This is a genomic window from Bifidobacterium colobi (assembly GCF_018555455.1).
GTDB classification, from domain to species: Bacteria; Actinomycetota; Actinomycetes; order Actinomycetales; family Bifidobacteriaceae; genus Bifidobacterium; species Bifidobacterium colobi.
This window is the reverse complement of the sequence record NZ_JAFEJU010000010.1, coordinates 1-19,653: the sequence shown is the minus strand read 5'-3', so window position 1 is coordinate 19,653 and position 19,653 is coordinate 1. Positions and strand designations below refer to the sequence as shown.

Here is a 19,653-nt window from a genome sequence, read left to right as displayed (position 1 = left end):
CATAATCCGGCGCACAAAGGTTCTCTATATGGGGTATCTCGCTTACAAGGGGTTGATTTCAACCTTGCCGGAGGTCTATCTGCGTTACAAGGGGTTGTTGAGTGTCTGCATACGTCGTATGCAGACACTCATGGCACCGTCATTTCGCCATTCCTGAGTCCCGTCTACTTGGCGAGGAACCCCTTGTAACGCAGATAGGTGTTCCGAAAGACGAAAATCAACCCCTTGTAACGCAGAAACAAGCCCGTTCACCGTGTTTTCACCTTCTCTATGGCTGCAGATTCCCGGAATAGAGCGCGAAGGAGCCTGAACACCTCCGTTCCGAGAATCACGCCGCGAAAAGGAAGCCTATTCGGTAATCTGCTCGCGCACATTACGAGCCATCGCACGTTCGCGCGAGGCTTTGGTGGCACGCAGGCCGATGGTCACCACAACGAGCACCGCCGTGCAAGCGATCCACAGCACCCGACCGCCAAAATCGCTGATGACCCAGCCGCCAACCATTGGAGCCAAGGCAATCGAGAACGACCACAGCACGTTATACACGCCTTGGTAAGTGCCGCGCGCATTGGCCGGCGCCATCGCGGCCACCGTGGTGGTGGCAATCGGGAAGGTACCCAGCTCGCCCAGCGTCCACAGCACTACGGCGAGCGCGAATCCAGCCCACGAGTCGGCCACAATCTGCACGGCGTAGCCGATGACGGTTACGGCAAGGCCGGCGACGAGCACGCGCGAATTGCCCATGCGCGCGAACAGTTTCATCGCCGGAATCTGCAGTGCGCACAGCATGAACCCGTTGATGGTGAGCAGTACCGAATAATCACCAAGATCAAGGCCAAGGTTGGTCATGGCGATGGGCAGACCAGACGTGCTCTGGAAATAGACGAGGAAGTAGCCGAACATGAGCACGGAGAAGCTGAGGAATGGCATGTCCGTAAGCACGCGACGCCAGCTTGCGCGCATGGATGTGGCGGCGGCTGAGCGTGAGGATGATTCGCGGGTGCCGGCATCGGCGGGAGCATTGTCTCCTTCGGCATCGCAGCCAACTTGGTCGGCTAGTTCCACAGCCTCCTGTACCTCACCGGGCTCTGCTTGCTCAGCCGCCTGCATATCCGGTCCCGGCACAGCAAGTCCCAGATGCTTCACTTCGCGGAAGAAGGCAATCAGCAGTATCGTGACGCCAATCATCACCGCAGCCTCAACGTAGAACATCAGCGAATACGAGACTTTGACCAGCTGATTCGCCACAATCGGACCGATGGCGTAACCGAAGTTAATCGCCCAGGATTGCAGCACATAGGCGCGCTGTTGGCGCTGGACCGGCACCACGTCGGCAATGTAGGCGGCGATGGCCGGGCTGGGCAGCGATGCGAACGCGCCATAGATGAACAACGCTGCGCCGAGAGCGATTGGATGGACGAGGACGGATACCACCAGCAGCGCTATGGCCGCGCCGATCTCGCCGATGATAATCATTGATTGACGGCCGAATCGGTCGGATAATGTGCCGCCGAACAAGCAGCCGATAATCGAACCGAAGCCATACATGGAGACGACCGCACCCACCACGCCCTCGTTGATATGCAGCGCGGAGACCAGATAAATGGAGAGGAATGAGGTGACGAAGCGCCCCATCCACAGAATCAGGATGGCCAGCCAGAGACCCCAGTACAGCGGGGATAATCCGAATATCTCGCGTTGCCTTTTCACCTGTAATCTCACCTGTAATACTGTACTGCACAGTACACATCGTGCCCAGCCGCGAGGGAATCCGGGGAAAGCAGCGCATGGGCCGCCTCTCTGCGACGGAATCCGAGGAAAGCAGCGCACAACGCATGTTTCACAATAGGTTCCACGGCGGAATCCCCGGAAAGCAGCACACTGGGTGCCCGATTACGATGGAATCCGGGGAATCCAGCGCGCTAGCAGGTCGCTGCGCCCGGCATTTGGCGCGGGGTACTGGGACAATGGCACCTATGGCTATCAAAAAGGGACCGACCAAGGGGTCGGGTGGAAAACATCGTAATAAGTTGAAGGGATACGGCCCCACTCCGAAGGCCGAGGACCGCGTCTATCACAAGGCCTACAAGGCTAAGAAGGCCGCCGAGCGTCGTTTGCGCTCCGATCCGCGACTGGCTGCCCGCCGCCGCGTGGACAAGTTCGCCTCCGCGGATACGTCCGATCTGGTGTTCGGCCGCAATTCCGTGCTGGAGGCGCTGCGCGTAGGCGTGCCTTCCTCCACGCTGTACATCTTGTCTCGCATCGAGCATGACGACCGCACCCGCGAAATCGTGAAGATCGCCGGCGCGAACGGTCTGCACATGATGGAAGCCGACCGCTTGGAGATGGATCGCATCGCCCGCTCCGGCAACCATCAGGGTGTGATTCTCAAGGTGGAACCGTACCAGTACTCCTCGCTGCATGAGCTGGTCGAGCGCGCCGAGAAGAAGGCGAAGGCCATGGAGGCTGCGAATTCCACAGCCGCCCGTATCGCCGCACGCCCGCTGTTCATTGCTCTGGATGGCGTGACTGATCCGCAGAACCTCGGTGCCGTGATTCGTTCGGCCGCCGCATTCGGTGCGAACGGTGTGATTCTACCGGAGCGCCGCTCCGCTTCGGTGAACGCCGCCGCATGGAAGGTGTCCGCCGGTGCTGCCGCGCATCTGCCGGTGGCTCGCGTGGTGAACCTCACCAAGGCGATTGAAGGCTTGAAGGAGCGCGGCTACTACGTGGTGGGTCTTGACGGCGGCGGCGATAAGCTCGTCGGTGAAACCGGTTTCGAAACCGATCCGCTCGTCGTGGTGCTCGGCTCGGAAGGCTCCGGCCTGAGCCGACTGGTTCGCGAGGCATGCGACGCCATCGCCGGCATTCCGATCAGCTCGACCGTCGAGTCATTGAACGCTTCGGTGGCTGCCGGCATCAGCTTGTACGCGGTGGCCAACGCCCGTCGTAAGGCCGGCGAAGCTGCGAAGTAAGCGAAACCGTAAGAACGCATTCCGTTCCATACACACAATGAAGGTGGCTATCCTCACACCAGAGGCAGTCACCTTCATTCGTTTTTCCTACAGCGCTACTGCTGGCGTGAACATATCATTGGCCGACGCAACAAGAAGATCCGGCTCATTGCGGGACCGTGCAACCTGAGCCAACTCATCGGTTTTCACGAAAAGCGCAAAATGCTGGTCAGTATAGCCAGGTATCAAATCGGCCCGAGAGCGCAATACATGGAGAGTCTCCGATATGTCGAGATTCGTTCTCCACTTGCACTCTCCCAACAATATATTTCTATCGTTTGCATTGGCCGCAACAACATCGATGTCCGTTTCTTGCCTGAGTCTTGCATCGGTTCCCCACCACTTGCCGAACTTCGTCGCCTGGAATGGCAACCGACCTGCGCGATTGGTGCGAATAAGCCACTGCTCGCACATAAGCTCAAATTGTTGGCCGATGTAGGTATCTAATGCAGGTCCAATTACGTCGGATTCGACCACCAATTCACCATCGCCACGTTCTACGCGCTCGACATTCGGGCCAACAAATCGGTACCAGAATGCAAAGAATGGATCACCGATCATCCATAACCCTTTGCGCGTATGCGATGGGTCCTCACCGAACGGCACGCGTCGCTCAATCAACCCTAAATCCGATAGCACGCTCAGATATTTGCTCGCCGTCGAGGATGACGCAAGCCCAGCTTTATCCGCAATCTTATTCTGCCGCGTCGCTCCCGCCCCGATAGCGCCAATCACTGAGTTGTATACGGCGATGTCTCGCAGCTCCTGCCGCAGCAACATCAATGGTTCTTCATAGAGCAGACCGCTGGTATCAAACAATAAGCGAATAACATTCTGCACATAGGACAAATTCGAGCGTATTTGCTTGAGATAGTACGGTGTTCCGCCAAATGTGGCATAGTACTGAACAACATCGATTGGCGTTGCAAACGAGAGCATGCGCGCGGTATCGAACACATCAAACGGTTTGAGACGTATCTGCGCGGTACGACGGCCATACAACGGACTCTTATAGCCAAGCACCTCGCTTTCCATGAAACCTTCGTTGCTCCCACACAAGACCATCATGACGTTCGCGTTCTTGAACCCGTGATCAATGGCCACCTGCAAGATTGATGGCAACGAACGCTCGCTCAACGCCGCGTAGGGGAATTCATCGAATATGAACAATATTCGCTGCGATGGTTCCTGCCGTGATTTTTCAATAATGAAATCAAAAGCATCTTGCCACAGAGAGAACGCCGGCAATGTAGTCGGCTCACCAAAGAACCTATATATTTCACGCGAAAAATCCCGCAAATTCGCCGTAGATGTTTGCTGGCGAGCCGTGAACATCAGTGTTCGACGATTCCGCGAAAATTCGTCGAGCAACGCAGTCTTGCCCACACGACGGCGACCATACAGTACCAACATCTGAAAATCAGACTGGCTCCACAGATCTTCTAGGACCTGCAATTCATGTTCTCGCCCTACAAACATAGAACCTCCATCGGTATGATACTTATAAGTATGATACTCGTAAGTATCATATGTACGGCTACTGTATATGGGAAATGACGGGAACCCACAATGGGTACTTCACTATGATTGAAGCCCCTTTGCATGTGTTCAAAACATACAAAAGGGCTTCAATCATATTTACGGTTTAGTGGCTTCGGCAATTATTGACTCGCCATAGGCGAGACCCAACCCGCCCTCACTCGACTACCGCCTCGCTCGGGGCTCACCTACAGACAGTCCACCGGACTGTCTGCTTAGTGGCTCCACACCGCCGCGTCCGGATCGTCGTCTGGGTTGTAGCCGTCGTCGCCGTAGGTGTACTCGTCGTCCACCACACCGGAATCGGCTTCGGCATTGAGCTCGTCGAGATCCTTCTTATCAAGCTTGTACTGTGGCAGCACATTCTCGATGTAACTGGTCACAGCCTCGGCCATCGGCACATCATGGCCGGCCTTCTCCGCCAGGAACCAGCGATGATCAAGTACCTCATGGAAGAACTGGGCGGGCTCGATCTGCGAGCGGTACTCACGCGGAATCATACGCACCGTCGGCTCGTATACCTCACGCATCCAGTCGGTGGCCACAATCTCCAGCTCATCGCCATCACGCCACGTGGAAGCACGGTACGCATCAAGATCGTTGAGCAGACGGCGAGCCTGATTCTCCTGCACATCAAGGCCAGTCAAGCGCAGCAGCTTACGATTCGCATAGCCGGCATCCACCACGCGCGGGCGCACCAGCACACGCTTACCATCTTCCGCAGTCTTCATTTCGAGCTCGTCCACGTCGAAGCCAAGTTCGTTGAGCTTGTTGACGCGCTGCTCGATCTTCCACATCTCATCGGGGCCGAACTTATCGGTGTCGGTCAGGGCGCTCCACAGCGAATGGTAGCGCTCGACCAAACGGTTGCCGACCTCGATCTCATCCACATCGCTGGGCAGCAGGCGGCCGGATGCCAAATCCATCAGTTCGCCGATGATGTTCGTGCGCGCCAGATCGATATCGTATTCGCGCTGACCATCGGTCAGCTGCACTTGCAAGTCACCGGTTTCGGCATCCACCAGGAAAGCGGAGAATGCGTCGGCGTCGCGCAGGAACAGTACGTTCGACAGGGACACATCACCCCAGTAGAAACCAGCCAAGTGCAGGCGAACCATCAGCACAGCGAGCGCATCAATCAATCGCTCGGCGGTGTCGTGCTGCAGATTGCGAGCGAACAGCGCGCGGTATGGCAGGGAGAACTTCAGGTGACGGGTTACCAGAATCGCCTCCAGCGGCTCGCCATTCTTATCATGGCGGCCGGTAACCACAGCAATAGGGGTGACGGTTGGCAGTTCAAGTTTCTGCAGGCGGCGCAGGATCTCATACTCGCGCTCGGCTACCTGACGGGTGATTTCCTTCATGGCGTAGACTTCGTCGCCCACGTGCACGAAGCGCACCACGTGGCGGGAGATGCCGCGGGGCAGATTGGCGAGAAGCTCCTCTGGCCACGTAGCCAATGGCTTGTGCCACGGCAGAGTGAACATCTTCGGATTCGAGCTGGCGGCGGTAATCTTCAACGCCTGCGGCTCGGCGGAATTGGCGTGTTCGTCTTCGGCCTTTACGGAAGTGGCCTTCAACGCACGCGGATCCATCTGGGGCAGATTAGTTACTTCCATAGCACTCCATCGTACTGAGTTGAGGGAACAGCTAGTTGTCATTATAGAAGCGGCATGGCAAGTGGCACAGCATAGGCAAAAAGAAAAGCCCCGCAGCAATGCAGGGCTTTTCCAACGAGGCCATAAGAGAGGAAGAGAATAACCTCGTTTAATGGTTGACGAAGCGATGAGACCTCGCCAAGTATCTACTGGACCTACTAGTTCAGACGCAGCTCAGTCGACGGAGCGAACAGGTGCATCTTAGCCGGGTCGATCTTGATCTTCACGGTTGCACCGACCTTCGGGAGCGCACGCGGGTTCACACGAATCGTGGTGAGCTTGTTCTGGTCGGACATAACCTGAGAAGCCTCAGCAGCGGAGCCATCGGTGATGATGTTGCCGTAGATGTAGCCGTCGGAGCCCAGATCCTCGACGTTCACGACCTTCAGGGAGAAGGCGTTCGGATCGTCGGAAGCAGCCAGGCTGGCGTCCTCAGGACGGAAGCCGACCACAATCTGACCGTTGTCTTCAGGGGTGAGCTTGTTGACGGCCTCAGCCGGCAGATCCACGGTGTCCTCGCCGATCTTTGCCTTGCCGTTGACCACCGGGTGGGTGTTCAGGTTCATCGACGGGGAGCCGATGAAGCCAGCGACGAAGACGTTGGCCGGACGATCGTACAGCTCGGTCGGAGCGCCGACCTGCTGCAGAATGCCGAGCTTGATGACGGCGATGCGATCGCCCATGGTCAGAGCCTCGGTCTGATCGTGGGTCACGTACAGGGTGGTGACACCCAGCTGACGCTGCAGAGCGGCGATCTGGGTACGGGTCTGGACACGAAGCTTTGCATCGAGGTTGGAGAGCGGCTCATCCATGAGGAAGACCTTCGGCTCACGAACGATTGCACGGCCCATAGCAACACGCTGACGCTGACCACCGGACAGAGCCTTCGGCTTGCGGTCGAGGTACTCGGTCAGGTCGAGGATCTCAGCGGCCTTCTCGACGCGCTTGCGAATCTCTTCCTTCGGAGTGCCGGCGATCTTCAGAGCGAAGCCCATGTTGTCGGCAACGGTCATGTGCGGGTACAGAGCGTAGTTCTGGAACACCATTGCGATGTCGCGGTCCTTCGGCTGCATCGTGGTGACGTCCTTGCCACCGATGAGGATGCGGCCCTTGTTGACCTCTTCCAGGCCGGCGAGCATACGAAGAGTCGTAGACTTACCGCAGCCAGAAGGACCAACGAGGACGAGGAACTCGCCATCCTTGATATCAAGATTCAGATCATCCACAGAGGGCTTGTCGTTGCCCGGGTAGATACGAGTGACGTGGTCGAATACGACTTCTGCCATAATTTCAATCCTTTCAGAGGCAGGTACGTGCCTCACGATCCGTTGTAAAGGGATTTGTTTCCTTTTGCTTCTACCCACAACACCGACACACAACGTCGCTTCTCGGAACTGCAAGCTTCAGCGTTTACTTTTTCCGGTTCAGTGAAGGTTCTCTTCGTTGAGCCACCACTCACTATACACGGGTCGAGTACAAAAACAAGGGCACGGATGCGAAAAATTTCGCGTCGCGTGTCGCAGCGCCTCGAGCTCGCCGCTTTGCGACGGAATCCCCGGAAAGCAGCGCGAGGCACACGTTTCACAATACGTTCCACGACGGATTCCCCGGAATCCAGCATCCCGCTCCCCATTTCGCAACGGATTCCCCGGAAAGTAGTGCAAAGCACATGTTTCACGATACGTTCCACGACGCAATCCCCGGAATCCGGCATCCCGCTCCCCATTTCGCGACGGAATCCCCGGAAAGCAGCGCGCGGCACATGTTTCACGATACGTTCCACGACGCAATCCCCGGAATCCAGCACCCTGAGGCCCCACCGCGACCCCGCGTCATGCGACCGCCGGTGAGACCCGGCGTTAGGCTTGAACCATGGAACAGGAGCCGTTGGTCAGCATCATCATCCCGGTGTACAAGGTCGAGCAGTTCCTCGACGCCTGCGTGGCGAGCGTTGCCGCGCAAACTTACCGCAATCTTGAAATTCTGCTCGTGGACGACGGCTCGCCTGACTCCTGCCCCGCCATGTGCGACGCTTGGGCGGCAAAAGACCCGCGCATCCGCGTGATTCACAAACCCAACGGCGGGCTCTCGGATGCGCGCAACGCCGGCATCAAGCAGGCCACCGGCTCCTACATCTACTTCGCTGATTCGGACGACACCGTAGCCCCCACGCTTATCGAGGACTGCCTCGCAGCCATGCGCGACTACGATGCCGACCTGGTGATGTTCCAGTTCGACACCATCTCCGAAAACGGCAAACCGCTGCTCTCCAACTATCGGCACAACGATTTCAGCGAAGTGCAGGTACTCACCCCGGTGGAGGCCATCAAAAAACAAGTCAAGGCTGAGATTGACGGCTATTTCTGGGCCTTCCTCGCGCCCGCCGCAACGTATCAGAACACCGGATTCTCCTTCCCGGTCGGCCGCAAGATCGAGGACCTTTCCCGCATTTGCAACGTAATCGGCGAGGCCACGCGCGTGGTGCGCATCCCGAAAGTCCTCTACCACTACCGCATGCGCGAAGGCTCCATCACCGCCAGTTGGGATCCGAAACTTACCCGCGACTGGACTCGTGCCGCCGACGATCGCGAAGCGTACATCATTGAGCGATTCCCCGAGCTCAAAGGCTTCATGACGCTCCAGCAGCTCAATTTCTTCGCCAACCTCGATTACGAGACAATCCGCCAATCGCTCATAGCCGGCCTCAAAATCGATCCCGAGGACGCGGACGCGATTCGTCGGCATATCGACAGGCTGTCCAAAACCGCCAGCGAAAGCGACGAGCCCATCCCGGACACGTTGCGCGAACTGCTCGGTCTGCTCAAACTCGGTGTGGCCAAGTTCGCGGATAATGCAGTGGATGCGCTGGCCGCCGCACCGGGTGCCACGCCAAGTGCCGAACCCAACGAGACGTCCATGTGGCTGCCTCTGACCAAGGAACAAATCGCCGAGCGGCAAGCAGATGTCTCTCGCACTCACGACAGCGCCCACCATGAGCAAGGCGACACGGACAACGACATGACCCTGGCCGAACGCTTCCGCGACATGCGTGAGGATTGGCGCCAACTGCGCATCCAACACATCGAGCAAGCCGAAGAGCGCAAGGACGAGCGCAAAGCGGAACGCCTCGCCGCCCGCAACGGCGTCACCTTCGAGCAGGAGTAACCGAAGGAATAGCCGCAGAGCAGCCGCAGGCATAACCGCAGCTCGCTACACCGGCCAAACCTTACAGATACAATGGCATCGAAGTAACCGTGGCGGGAGGTTAATGTCATGCGCGATATCAGAGTTGGGGTGGTCGAAGATGATCCGCAAGCCTGCCAGCGCGTGCTGGATTATCTGAATCAGTACCAGAGCGAAACCGGCACCCAGTTCACGATTTCCGTATTCGATGACGGCGAGCAGATCGTGGAAAAATACACGCCGACGTACGACATTCTGCTGCTCGATATCGAGATGAAGCATATGGATGGCATGGCCGCCGCCCGTAAAATCCGCGAGCGCGACAATTCCGTGGTCATCGTGTTCATCACCGGCGCCCCGCAATACGCGATCAATGGCTACGAGGTGCAGGCGCTCTCCTACTTGCTGAAGCCGGTCCCCTACTTTGCGTTCCGCCAGGAAATCAAGCGTTCGATCGACATGGTGCGCCGCCGTACGGATGAGGCGCTGCTCATCGAGGCCGGCGGCAAGCAGATGCGCGTGGAGCTTGCCGATGTGCTCTATATCGAGTCGATTCGGCACACGATCATCGTGCATACGCTGAGCGGCAAGCTTTCGGTGACCGGAACCCTCAAGGATTTCGAGGAGCGACTGGCTGAGCAGAACTTCTTCCGTTCGAACTCCTGCTATCTGGTCAATATGCGCCATGTGACCGGCGTGGATGGGCAGGATTGCATCATGTCCAATAGTGAGGCGCTGCGCGTGAGTCGTCCGCGCAAGAAGGCATTCCTCACTGCCCTGACCAACTACATGGGCATGGGTGCGTTGTGATAGGCGGCATGATAGGCGGCACCATCACCAACGCTCTGCCGGATATCCCGCGTCTGTATACTGCGCTGAGCGAATGGCTGGCCTGCATGGTCTACATCATGGCGATTTATCGCCGGGTACCATGGCAGCGCACGGCGGCGGCCAGCACTATCGGTTTGGCAGGCATCATCGCCATCCAATATCTCGATGGCGCAATGCCGCTCTGGTTCTGGGTGATTGGCATGCTGCTGGCGTTCGGCGCCATGTGGATGATGGTGAGGCTCGCAGCCGGCACCGGAAATCGCGAAGGACTCTATATCGCCGCCCGCGCGTTCGTATTGGCGGAACTGGTGGCCTCGCTGCACTGGCAGTTGGTCATGTTCCTTGACCTTGGCAGCACCAGTTCCAGTAAACGACTGTGGTCACTGGCGTTATTGATGATTACGTACGCCGTGGGATTCAGCCTCGCCTGGCTCATCGAGCGCGGCAACTTTGCCAGCGACTCACCGACTGCCACATCCAGGCAGCTGCTGTTGGGCACTGTGGCCATCACCATAGTGACATTCGCCATGAGCAACCTGAGTTTCATCTCCACCAATACGCCGTTTTCCGGCACGGTCGGCCAAGAGGTGTTCTACATTCGCACGTTGGTTGATTTCTGCGGTTGCGCAATCCTCTACGCGCAGCAGGAGCAGGCGCGACGCATGGCTGCGAACGAGGAACTGGCATCCATCAATGCGCAGCTGGAAAGTCAGCATCAAGAATATTTGGCATCCAAAGAGAACATCGAATCCATTGGCAGGCTGGCACATGATTTGAAGCATCAGATTGCAGCATTGCGCGCGGAAGTCGACCCGGATCATGCAGCGGCTGGATTTGAGCAGCTGGAGGCTTCGGTGGCAGCGGCGAGCGCCCAGCAGCACTCGGGCAATCCGGTATTGGATGTGATTCTGACGTCGAAAATGCGTGCCTGCGCGGATCGTGGCATTACGTTGACCGCGGTGGCGGATGGCAAGCTGCTGGAGGGGATGTCGTCGATGGATATCGCCTCGCTGTTCGGCAACGCGCTTGATAATGCGATTGAGGCGACGAGCAAACTGCCGGATAAGCAGCAGCGTTTGATTCGCCTGGCACTGTATGGTCAGGGTCGGTTCACAGTGATTCGCGTGGAGAATTATTACGATTCCGCACTGAAGAAGGATTCGACCGGCGCACTACGCACCACCAAGCGCGATGCCGCACGGCATGGGTTCGGGGTGAAGTCGATTCGTCACATCGTCGCGCAGTACGGCGGCGAAGTGACGATTCGCACCGACGATCACTGGTTTATTCTGACCGCGCTCATTCCGCGGTAACCCTGGGTGATTCCGCGGTGAGTCCCACGCTGAGTCCGCAGTGGACCCAGCGCGAGTCCCGCGGTGGACCCAGTGCGAGTCCACGGTGAGTCCGGTGAGGGTCCACGGTGCGTCCGGTGCGAGTCCACGGTGGACCCACACCGGCCCGGCAATAACCCGACTGACGGATTTTCAACACAAACTGACGGTTTTTGAACTAAGACTGACGGTTTTCTAACGAAATACGTTCAAAAACCGTCAGTCAACGTTGGAAATCCGTCAGTTAGAAGTCCCAATCGTCGTCGTCAGTCTCCTCGGCCTTGCCCATCACGTAGGAGGAGCCGGAACCGGAGAAGAAGTCGTGGTTTTCGTCGGCGTTCGGGCTCAGGGCGGCCAGGATCGCGGGGTTCACGTCGCAAATCTCAGCCGGGAAGAGCGCCGGGTAGCCGAGGTTCATCAGCGCCTTGTTGGCGTTGTAATGCAGGAACTTCTCCACATCCTCGACCAGGCCCACGCCGGAGTACAGGGACTCGGTGTAGCCCACCTCGTTGTCGTACAGTTCGTTGAGCAAATCGTAGGTGTAATCCTGCAGGTCGGCGCGCTCGGCATCGGTCAGTTGGGCGATGCCCTTCTGGTACTTGTAGCCGATGTAGTAGCCGTGTACTGCCTCGTCACGGATGATGAGGCGAATCACGTCAGCGGTGTTGGTGAGCTTGGCGTGCGCGGAGAAGTACATCGGCAGGTAGAAGCCGGAGTAGAAGAGGAAGGATTCGAGCAGCGTGGAGGCCACCTTGCGCTTGTACGGGTTGTCGCCCTCGTAGTAGTCGAGCACGATTTCCGCCTTCTTCTGCAGGAACTCGTTCTGCTCGCTCCAGTCGAACGCGGCATCGATCTGCTCGGTGGAGCACAGGGTGGAGAAGATCGATGAGTAGGACTTGGCGTGCACGGATTCCATAAACGCGATGTTCGTGTACACGGCTTCCTCGTGTGGGGTGAGCGCGTCCGGAATCAGGGAGACGGCACCGACCGTGCCTTGAATGGTGTCGAGCAGGGTGAGGCCGGTGAACACGCGCATGGTGAGCGTATGCTCCTCTTCGCTCATCTGTTGCCAGGAGGGGATGTCGTTGGAGACCGGGACCTTCTCGGGCAGCCAGAAGTTGCCGGTCAGGCGATCCCAGACCTCAAGGTCCTTCTCGTCTTCCAAACGGTTCCAGTTGATGGCGGAGACGCGGTCGATAAGCTTCAACGGCTTACGCGGAATAGAAATCGGTGGCATATTTATCCTTTCAGAGCATGCAACTTACGCAACCGGCAACCTCAGTGCCTTCCAGCGCCTGCTGACGAATGCGAATGTAGTACAGGGTTTTGATGCCCTTGCGCCAGGCGTAGATCTGGGCCTTGTTGAGGTCGCGGGTGGTGGCGGTGTCCGGGAAGAACAGCGTCAGCGACAGACCCTGATCGACGTGCTGGGTGGCTTCGGCATAAGTGTCGACGATGGCCTTCCAACCGATCTCGTAGGCATCCTTGTAGTACTCAAGGTTGCTGTTGGTCATGTAGGCGGCCGGGTAGTAGACACGGCCGATCTTGCCTTCCTTGCGGATTTCGATCTTGGAGGCGATCGGGTGGATCGAGCTCGTGGAGTGGTTGATGTAGGAGATCGATCCGGTGGGCGGCACGGCCTGCAGGTTCTGGTTGTAAATGCCGTCCTTGATGATGTCGGCCTGGAGCGCCTGCCAGTCGGCCACGGTGGGGATGGCGATGCCGAACTTGGCGAACAGGTCGCGCACGCGGGCGGTACGCGGTTCCAGGGAGCGGCGGCCGTCGGTGTACTTGTCGAAGTAGTTGCCCTGGCCGGCCGGCTTGGCGTAGTCGGAGGTCGGGAAGCTCTTGAACGCCTGACCATGTTCCACGGCGAGCGCGTGCGAGGCGCGGTAGGCGTGGTAGGCCACGGTCATGAAGTACATGTCCGTGAAGTCGAGGCCTTCCTCGCTGCCGTACATGATGCCTTCGCGGGCCAGAAAGCCATGCAGGTTCATCTGGCCCAAGCCGATGGCGTGGCCTTCCTCGTTGGCACGGCGGATGGAGGGCACGGCGTTGATGCTCGTGCGCTCGGCCACCGAGGTGAGCGCACGAATCGCGGTTTCCACGGTGTGCGCCAGGCCACCGTCCATCGCCTTGGCAATGTTGAGGGAGCCGAGGTTGCAGGAGATGTCGCGGCCGACATGCTTGTAGGTCAAATCTTCGTTGTATTCGCTGGGCTCCTGCACCTGCAGGATTTCGGAGCACAGGTTCGACATGGTCACACGGCCCTCGATCGGATTGGCGCGGTTGACCGTGTCTTCGAACACGATGTACGGGTAGCCGGATTCGAACTGGAGTTCAGCAATGGTGGTGAAGAACTTGCGGGCGTCGATGTAGGTCTTCTTGATGCGATCGTCCGCCACCATTTCCTCATAATGTTCGGAAATGGCGATGTCGGCGAACGGCTTGCCGTAGACGCGTTCCACATCGTAGGGGCTGAACAGGGCCATCTGCTCCTTGCGCTTGGCCAGTTCGAAGGTGATGTCCGGAATCACCACACCGAGCGCCAGGGACTTGATGCGGATCTTCTCATCCGCGTTCTCGCGCTTGGTGTCGAGGAATCGCAGGATATCCGGGTGATGGGCGCTCAGGTACACTGCGCCGGCGCCTTGGCGTGCGCCCAGCTGGTTGGCGTAGGAGAATGCGTCTTCCAGCAGCTTCATGACCGGGATCACGCCGCTGGACTGGTTTTCGATGTGCTTGATCGGAGCGCCGAGTTCGCGCAGGTTGCTCAGCAGCAGTGCCACGCCGCCGCCGCGCTTGGACAGCTGCAGGGCTGCGTTGATGCCGCGGGAGATGGACTCCATGTTGTCTTCGATGCGCACCAGGAAGCAGCTGACCGGCTCGCCACGCTGGGCCTTGCCGAGGTTCAGGAAGGTGGGGGTGGCCGGCTGGAAACGGCCGGCGAGCATTTCGTCGGCGTATTCCGTGGCCTGCGCCTCGTCGCCGGCGGCAAGTTCCAATGCCACTGCGGCGCAACGCTGCGGGAAGTCCTCAAGGTAACGCTTACCGTCGAAGGTCTTCAGCGCATAGGACGTGTAGAACTTGAAAGCACCGAGGAACGTGCCGAATTCGAAGCCTGCGGATTCCACGTGCGCGTAGAAGCGGTCGAGGAATTCGGCCGAGTACTGGGCGAACACCGCCGGGTTGTAGTACTGGTTGTCGATCAGGAACTTCAGGCGCTCCGCGGTGCTCGGGAAGGTCACGGTGTTGGCTGCCACATGGTTGGTTACGTAGGCGCGTTCAGCGGCCTTGTCCTTGTCGAACTGAATCTGACCGTTGGCGTCATACAGGTTGAGCATAGCGTTCAGCGCATGGTAGTCATGCGCGGGATCGGTGGGCTCGGCGGCGTGCGACGTGTTGTCGAGAGCCAGTCCGGTGTTGGTGAGATCGGTCATAGTTGGGTTGAATCCTTGTTTGAATCCTTGTGACGTGGTGGTGTGGGGCGTTATAGCGGCTTAAATTTTCGAGATAATCCCATATCTCGTGAAAACCCGCCACTGAGGAAGACTCAGTGGCTCTTTTTCACGAAGAGTGGCTTTATTTCGAGAAAACCCGCCACTGAGGAAGACTCAGTGGCTTATTTTCTCGGGGTTACCGTTTTCCTCGAAATTTTGGGCCTCTACCGGGGCTCCAAGGTACCGAAGAATTGCACGAGGCCATTTTTCACGGCGGCAGTGTCTTCCGGCGTGCCCATCAGCTCGAATTTGTAGAGGAACGGCACGTGGCATTTGGCGGAGATGATATCGCCAGCCGCGCAGTAGGCTTCGCCGAAGTTCGTGTTGCCGGAGGCGATGACGCCGCGGATCCAGGCGCGATTCTCCGGGTCGTTCAGGAAGCGTTTGACTTGAATCGGCACAGCCTTTTTAATCACTCCGCCGCCATAGGTAGGCACCATGATGACGTACGGTTCGCGCACGTTCAGTGCCGGTTCGGAGGCTTTGAGCGGTACGCGGTACACGTTGATGCCCTCGTCTTGGAATCGGCATCCGGCCACGAATCGGGCGGTGTTCTCAGAGGCGGAGGAGAAATAGACCAGCGCACCGATCGGGGCGCCGGTAGCGGCGAATTCCGGAGTGCTGGCTGCGGACTCGGCGTGATCAGCTGGCGCAACCGCTACGGCTGCGTCGTTCGGCGTCACGCGGCCACCGGAGTGGTAGCTGCGGCCTGCTTGGCGACCTCGCGAATCAGGTCCGGACGGTAGCCGGTCCAGGAGTTGTCCGGGGTGATGACCACCGGAGCCTGCTGGAAGCCTGCGGCCTGCAGCTGCTCGAGGGTGGAGGGGTTTTCCGTCAGGTCCACGGTTTCAAACGGCACGCCCAACTTGGTGAACTGGCGCTTGGTGGCCTCGCACTGCGGGCAATGTGGCTTGGTGAACACGGTGACGGTCATGGCAACTCCCCTTTTGGCAGCAAATGTGATTGAAAGCGAATGCCATCTTACAACCGTGTGATTTGCAATCAAGCCACTATGTGTAGTGGCGTGTTGCACATGGCAACACTAGATATAGTGTTTATCCTTGATTTTTCGCCGTTTCTGGACGCTGGGCAAACGCTAGGCCGCGCACGGATCCCAGCTGTATGTGGCGCGGCTCACATTTACAGCAACCAGCATCCGCACAACGTACTTGGCCGGCGACGCCCGAGGAGAAGCGCCGCCGGCCAAGCCGAAGGGGAAGGAGTATCGAAAGAAGTGTTATGTCAGTGCATCAGTGCAGGAGGCTGCCTCACTTGTTCTTGGGCATAATCCAGAACTTGAGCAGCGGGTAGCTCACCACTACAGCCAGCACCGTGTTGACCACGGAGGCAATCGTGCCGGCCAAGCCAGCATTCATGCCCCAGCCCTGGCACAGGGAGGTCACGTAGCCCGGCAGCACAAGGTTCACCACCACAATCACCACGGCGAGGATGGCGTACTTCCAAGCAGCATCCTTGAAACTGGAGTCAGACTTGAACACCCACTTCATCTGCACGAAGAAGTTCACCACCTGGGCGATCACTTCGGCAAAGAGGAAGGTCAGGAAGCCGCCCAAACCGTTGCCGGATTCCGGATAGTTGAAGATCAGGAAGTGGAATGGCGTGGTGATGCCCAATCCCGCCACGAAAATCGCCGTACCAATCCAGGTAACCACGAAGCGCGAGATGGTGGAGATGTTCGAGAGCACATTAAACAGGATGAATTCCCAGATGGTGGGGTGATCCTTGATCCATTGGCGAATGGGCCCGAGCTTCTTGCCCTCGGCAGCAGGCGCGGTGTTCGTGTCAGTCATGGTTGAGCTCCTTTGCAGTGCGCTTGTTGGCGGATTGGTTGCGGAAGTAGCCGGCGATCAGACCGCCGAGCCCGCGGAAAGTATGACCGTTAGCTATCGTGACGATGGCGTCCACCATGGCCGCATCGACCATGCCTTGCGTCATCTTGCTTATGGCTCGCGGTGGCATGTTCAGTATGAACAGCGTATTGAGGTCTGGCGCGCCGGTTTTCTGGCGAACTGAGGTTTCTCGCTTGGTCAAGGTTTTGGCTATGGTGCGCGCCACGAATCCGCGCGAATCCACCCAGCTGGAAATCGGATCGTTCACGCCGAATGTGGTGGGCTTGCCGGAAGCTTTGACTTCACGCCCGAACAGTACTGCCATTTCGACATCGGTGACGTGCTTCACATTGCCGGTCAGGTAGTGGCCAAGCGCTGGATCGGCAGGAATCGCGTCTACATCGCCTGCGACGGCGAACGTGGTGCTCAGTTGCAGATCCTCGGCGTTTGCGCCCACAGCCAGCGTCCATACGCCGGATTCGATGGCCCAACGGTTCGCGGCCACGTCGAAATGGCGGAAGGTATAGCGGTCGAATGCAATGCGCACGGTTTTCGATTCGTGGGCAGCCAGCGTTACCTTGACGAAGCCTTTCAGCTCGCAGGCAGGGCGCAGCACTCCTGCGGCATTGCCATCTCCCTGAGCAGTGCGCGATGGTCCAGTAACGTACAGTTGTGCAACGGTGGCACCCGGCACATCAGAATCATTGGTGATGGTACAGGTGACGCCGGTGTCGTCGGCAGCAAGGTTGCTGTAGGTAAAACTGGAGTAGCTCAGGCCATAGCCGAACGGGAAGCGCACGGGTACCTGTGCGGTTTCGTAGTAACGGTAGCCGACGAATGGTCCTTCGCGATAGATGGCATCGCGCTCCACCGCCGGGTACCAGTCGGCCGATGGGCAATCGGCGTACTGCAGCGGCCAGGTTTCCGCCAAGTGCCCGGACGGGTTGGTTTGGCCGGTGAGTACGCGCACGGCGGCTGATGCGCCGGCTTGGCCGGAAAGTCCCACGTACAGGACTGCGGCAACATCATCGAACCAAGGCAGTTCCACCGGCGAGCCGGCTACCAGTACCACGATGATTGGCTTGCCGGTGGCAGTCAGCGCCGCAATCACATCATTCTGTACCTGCGGGATGGCCATGGTGGAGCGATCAAGGCCCTCGGATTCGCTGCGCTCGTCGAGACCGATGACGGCGATTACAGCATCCGTGTCCGATTGCGCGGCAAGTGCCACCGCTTCGTCCAACAGTGCCTGGTTGGCGACACCTTGACGGTCGTAGCCTTGGGCGTAACCGGTCACTGTGATGCCGGTGGACTCAGCGGATGATTGGAGTTCGGCCACAATGTTCTCTTCACGGGTGGCGTTCACCTTGGAGGATCCGGAACCTTGGAAGCGTGGAGTCTTGGCCATATCGCCTACTACGGCTACACGCATGCCGGGTTTGAGCGGCAGTGCGGCATCGGTGTTCTTCAACAGCACAGCGGAGCTTTCAGCGACTCTGCGGGCCACTTCGTGATGTGCGGCAGCCACGGCATCGGCGAGCAAATCATCTCGGCCAACACCTTCGGCACGGGTTGCACGCGCGATTTTCGCTACTTCAGCAGCACGAGCGTTGAGGTCGGTTTCCGACAACGTACCAGCCTTGACCGCGTCTTCCAGTTCACGCACAGAGGTGAAGCCGGGCGACGGCATTTCCAGCGAACCACCGGCTTTGACTGCGGCTACAGCGGCATTGGAGCCACCCCAATCGGAGACGACCATGCCGTCGAATCCCCACTCGCCGCGCAGAATGTCCTGCAGTAGATGCTTGTTTTCGTGTGCGTAGACGCCGTTAATCTCGTTGTAGGAGGTCATGATGGTCATCGGTGCAGCTTCACGCACGGCGATCTCAAAACCAGTCAGATAGATTTCGCGCATTGTGCGCTCGTCGATCACGCTATTGGAGGCTTGGCGACGCAGTTCCTGACTGTTGACCGCAAAGTGCTTGGGGCATGCGGATACGCCGTTGGATTGGATGCCGCGGATTAGTCCGGCGGCCATGCGCCCAGCCACGATGGGATCTTCGGAATAGTATTCGAAGTTACGACCGCACAGCGGATTACGTTTGATGTTAAGACCTGGGCCGAGCAGCACGTTCACATCAAGATCATGGGCTTCGCGTCCGAGTGCCTTACCCATGTCTTCGGCGAGCTCTGGATCCCAGGAGTTGGCTACCGTGCCTGCTGTGGGGAAGCAGGTGGCGGGCTTGGATGCGCCGAGTCCCAGATGGTCTCCTTCACCGAGCTGGCGGCGCACACCGTGTGGGCCGTCGCTCATTACAAAACTGGGGATGTCGGCGCGCTCGTTGCCGCGCGAATCCCATTCGGAACCGCCGGAAAGCATCGCCGCTTTCTCAGCTACCGAAAGTTCTTCGAGTTCCATAGCTGACTCGTCCTTCCTCGCACTGTTTGCTGTGGTTCTGTTTCGTTGAACCCATCGTTCCTTGGCAATGAATCCGCTAGACACCACTGACGTATGGATTCTCGCCGCTAGTTTGATTCAATCAGGTTTGGAAAGCTTGGGTGCAGCGTATTACACAACCTGTCATTCCTCGCGCATAAACGGTTAATGCCGGTTAATGCGTGAGGGCTATAGGAACTTTTGTGGTGTTTATACCCGGGGTTTGGCCTTGTGCGAGTAGGCGTGTCGGGGTGTTATTTTTCCCGGCGGGAAAATAGGGGCGTTCCGGTGGTGGGCTGGGTCTATGAGA

At 58.3% G+C, this 19,653-nt stretch carries 14 protein-coding genes; 4 read left to right on the top strand and 10 right to left on the bottom strand.

Going from position 1 to position 19,653, the window contains the following annotated elements:
* Positions 1-348: 348 nt before the first annotated feature.
* Positions 349-1,710, bottom strand: a complete 1,362-nt coding sequence (locus JS530_RS10065; protein ID WP_214377031.1) for an MFS transporter — start codon at positions 1,708-1,710, stop codon at positions 349-351.
* A gap of 266 nt (positions 1,711-1,976) precedes the next feature.
* Between JS530_RS10065 and rlmB the strand changes: the two genes are divergently transcribed.
* Complete coding sequence (rlmB, locus tag JS530_RS10060) at positions 1,977-2,975, top strand: 23S rRNA (guanosine(2251)-2'-O)-methyltransferase RlmB (protein WP_214377030.1); 999 nt, start codon at positions 1,977-1,979, stop codon at positions 2,973-2,975.
* 87 nt (positions 2,976-3,062) lie between these two features.
* On the opposite strand, the gene JS530_RS10055 is transcribed toward rlmB, so the two are convergent.
* From JS530_RS10055 to JS530_RS10045, 3 genes are all read right to left on the bottom strand, one after another.
* A complete protein-coding gene (locus JS530_RS10055) occupies positions 3,063-4,493 on the bottom strand; it encodes an ATP-binding protein (protein WP_214377029.1) in 1,431 nt (476 codons plus the stop codon).
* A gap of 275 nt (positions 4,494-4,768) precedes the next feature.
* On the bottom strand, positions 4,769-6,172 hold the full coding sequence (locus JS530_RS10050; protein ID WP_214377028.1) for a DUF4032 domain-containing protein: 1,404 nt from the start codon (positions 6,170-6,172) through the stop codon (positions 4,769-4,771).
* Positions 6,173-6,369: 197 nt separating this feature from the next.
* Positions 6,370-7,497 carry an ABC transporter ATP-binding protein gene (locus tag JS530_RS10045; protein WP_214377027.1) on the bottom strand — a complete coding sequence of 376 codons (1,128 nt, stop codon included), beginning with the start codon at positions 7,495-7,497 and terminating at the stop codon, positions 6,370-6,372.
* Between the two features lie 586 nt (positions 7,498-8,083).
* Here JS530_RS10045 and JS530_RS10040 point away from each other — a divergent pair.
* The 3 genes from JS530_RS10040 to JS530_RS10030 all read left to right on the top strand — a co-directional run bounded on the left by JS530_RS10040 (position 8,084) and on the right by JS530_RS10030 (position 11,538).
* Positions 8,084-9,376 (top strand): glycosyltransferase family 2 protein, encoded by a 1,293-nt coding sequence (locus JS530_RS10040; protein ID WP_240541192.1) that lies wholly within the window; start codon positions 8,084-8,086, stop codon positions 9,374-9,376.
* Between the two features lie 108 nt (positions 9,377-9,484).
* Positions 9,485-10,204, top strand: coding sequence for a LytR/AlgR family response regulator transcription factor (locus JS530_RS10035; protein WP_214377026.1), 720 nt, complete (start codon positions 9,485-9,487; stop codon positions 10,202-10,204).
* Between the two features lie 11 nt (positions 10,205-10,215).
* Positions 10,216-11,538 carry a GHKL domain-containing protein gene (locus JS530_RS10030; protein WP_214377051.1) on the top strand — a complete coding sequence of 441 codons (1,323 nt, stop codon included), beginning with the start codon at positions 10,216-10,218 and terminating at the stop codon, positions 11,536-11,538.
* A gap of 262 nt (positions 11,539-11,800) precedes the next feature.
* Here the strand turns inward: JS530_RS10030 and nrdF are convergent, their stop codons facing one another.
* From nrdF to JS530_RS10000, 6 genes are all read right to left on the bottom strand, one after another.
* Positions 11,801-12,793 (bottom strand): class 1b ribonucleoside-diphosphate reductase subunit beta, encoded by a 993-nt coding sequence (gene nrdF, locus JS530_RS10025; protein WP_033889497.1) that lies wholly within the window; start codon positions 12,791-12,793, stop codon positions 11,801-11,803.
* A gap of 10 nt (positions 12,794-12,803) precedes the next feature.
* Complete coding sequence (nrdE, locus tag JS530_RS10020) at positions 12,804-14,996, bottom strand: class 1b ribonucleoside-diphosphate reductase subunit alpha (RefSeq protein WP_214377025.1); 2,193 nt, start codon at positions 14,994-14,996, stop codon at positions 12,804-12,806.
* Between the two features lie 224 nt (positions 14,997-15,220).
* Positions 15,221-15,637, bottom strand: a complete 417-nt coding sequence (gene nrdI, locus JS530_RS10015; protein ID WP_214377050.1) for a class Ib ribonucleoside-diphosphate reductase assembly flavoprotein NrdI — start codon at positions 15,635-15,637, stop codon at positions 15,221-15,223.
* A 98-nt stretch (positions 15,638-15,735) separates the two neighbouring features.
* A complete protein-coding gene (locus JS530_RS10010) occupies positions 15,736-15,990 on the bottom strand; it encodes a glutaredoxin family protein (RefSeq protein ID WP_214377024.1) in 255 nt (84 codons plus the stop codon).
* Between the two features lie 334 nt (positions 15,991-16,324).
* Positions 16,325-16,867, bottom strand: coding sequence for a GtrA family protein (locus JS530_RS10005; RefSeq protein ID WP_214377023.1), 543 nt, complete (start codon positions 16,865-16,867; stop codon positions 16,325-16,327).
* Positions 16,860-19,325: a glycoside hydrolase family 3 C-terminal domain-containing protein gene (locus JS530_RS10000; protein WP_214377022.1), complete on the bottom strand. Its 2,466-nt coding sequence runs from the start codon at positions 19,323-19,325 to the stop codon at positions 16,860-16,862. Before JS530_RS10000 ends, JS530_RS10005 begins: the two co-directional genes overlap by 8 nt.
* Positions 19,326-19,653 lie beyond the last annotated feature (328 nt).

Bases quoted from the DNA above. Each gene is read 5' to 3' on its own strand.
- JS530_RS10010 (WP_214377024.1), bottom strand. From the start codon at position 15,990: ATGACCGTCACCGTGTTCACCAAGCCACATTGCCCGCAGTGCGAGGCC.
- nrdE (WP_214377025.1), bottom strand. From the start codon at position 14,996: ATGACCGATCTCACCAACACCGGACTGGCTCTCGACAACACGTCGCAC.
- JS530_RS10000 (WP_214377022.1), bottom strand. From the start codon at position 19,325: ATGGAACTCGAAGAACTTTCGGTAGCTGAGAAAGCGGCGATGCTTTCC.
- JS530_RS10050 (WP_214377028.1), bottom strand. From the start codon at position 6,172: ATGGAAGTAACTAATCTGCCCCAGATGGATCCGCGTGCGTTGAAGGCC.
- nrdF (WP_033889497.1), bottom strand. From the start codon at position 12,793: ATGCCACCGATTTCTATTCCGCGTAAGCCGTTGAAGCTTATCGACCGC.
- JS530_RS10055 (WP_214377029.1), bottom strand. From the start codon at position 4,493: ATGTTTGTAGGGCGAGAACATGAATTGCAGGTCCTAGAAGATCTGTGG.
- JS530_RS10045 (WP_214377027.1), bottom strand. From the start codon at position 7,497: ATGGCAGAAGTCGTATTCGACCACGTCACTCGTATCTACCCGGGCAAC.
- JS530_RS10035 (WP_214377026.1), top strand. From the start codon at position 9,485: ATGCGCGATATCAGAGTTGGGGTGGTCGAAGATGATCCGCAAGCCTGC.
- JS530_RS10005 (WP_214377023.1), bottom strand. From the start codon at position 16,867: ATGACTGACACGAACACCGCGCCTGCTGCCGAGGGCAAGAAGCTCGGG.
- rlmB (WP_214377030.1), top strand. From the start codon at position 1,977: ATGGCTATCAAAAAGGGACCGACCAAGGGGTCGGGTGGAAAACATCGT.
- JS530_RS10040 (WP_240541192.1), top strand. From the start codon at position 8,084: ATGGAACAGGAGCCGTTGGTCAGCATCATCATCCCGGTGTACAAGGTC.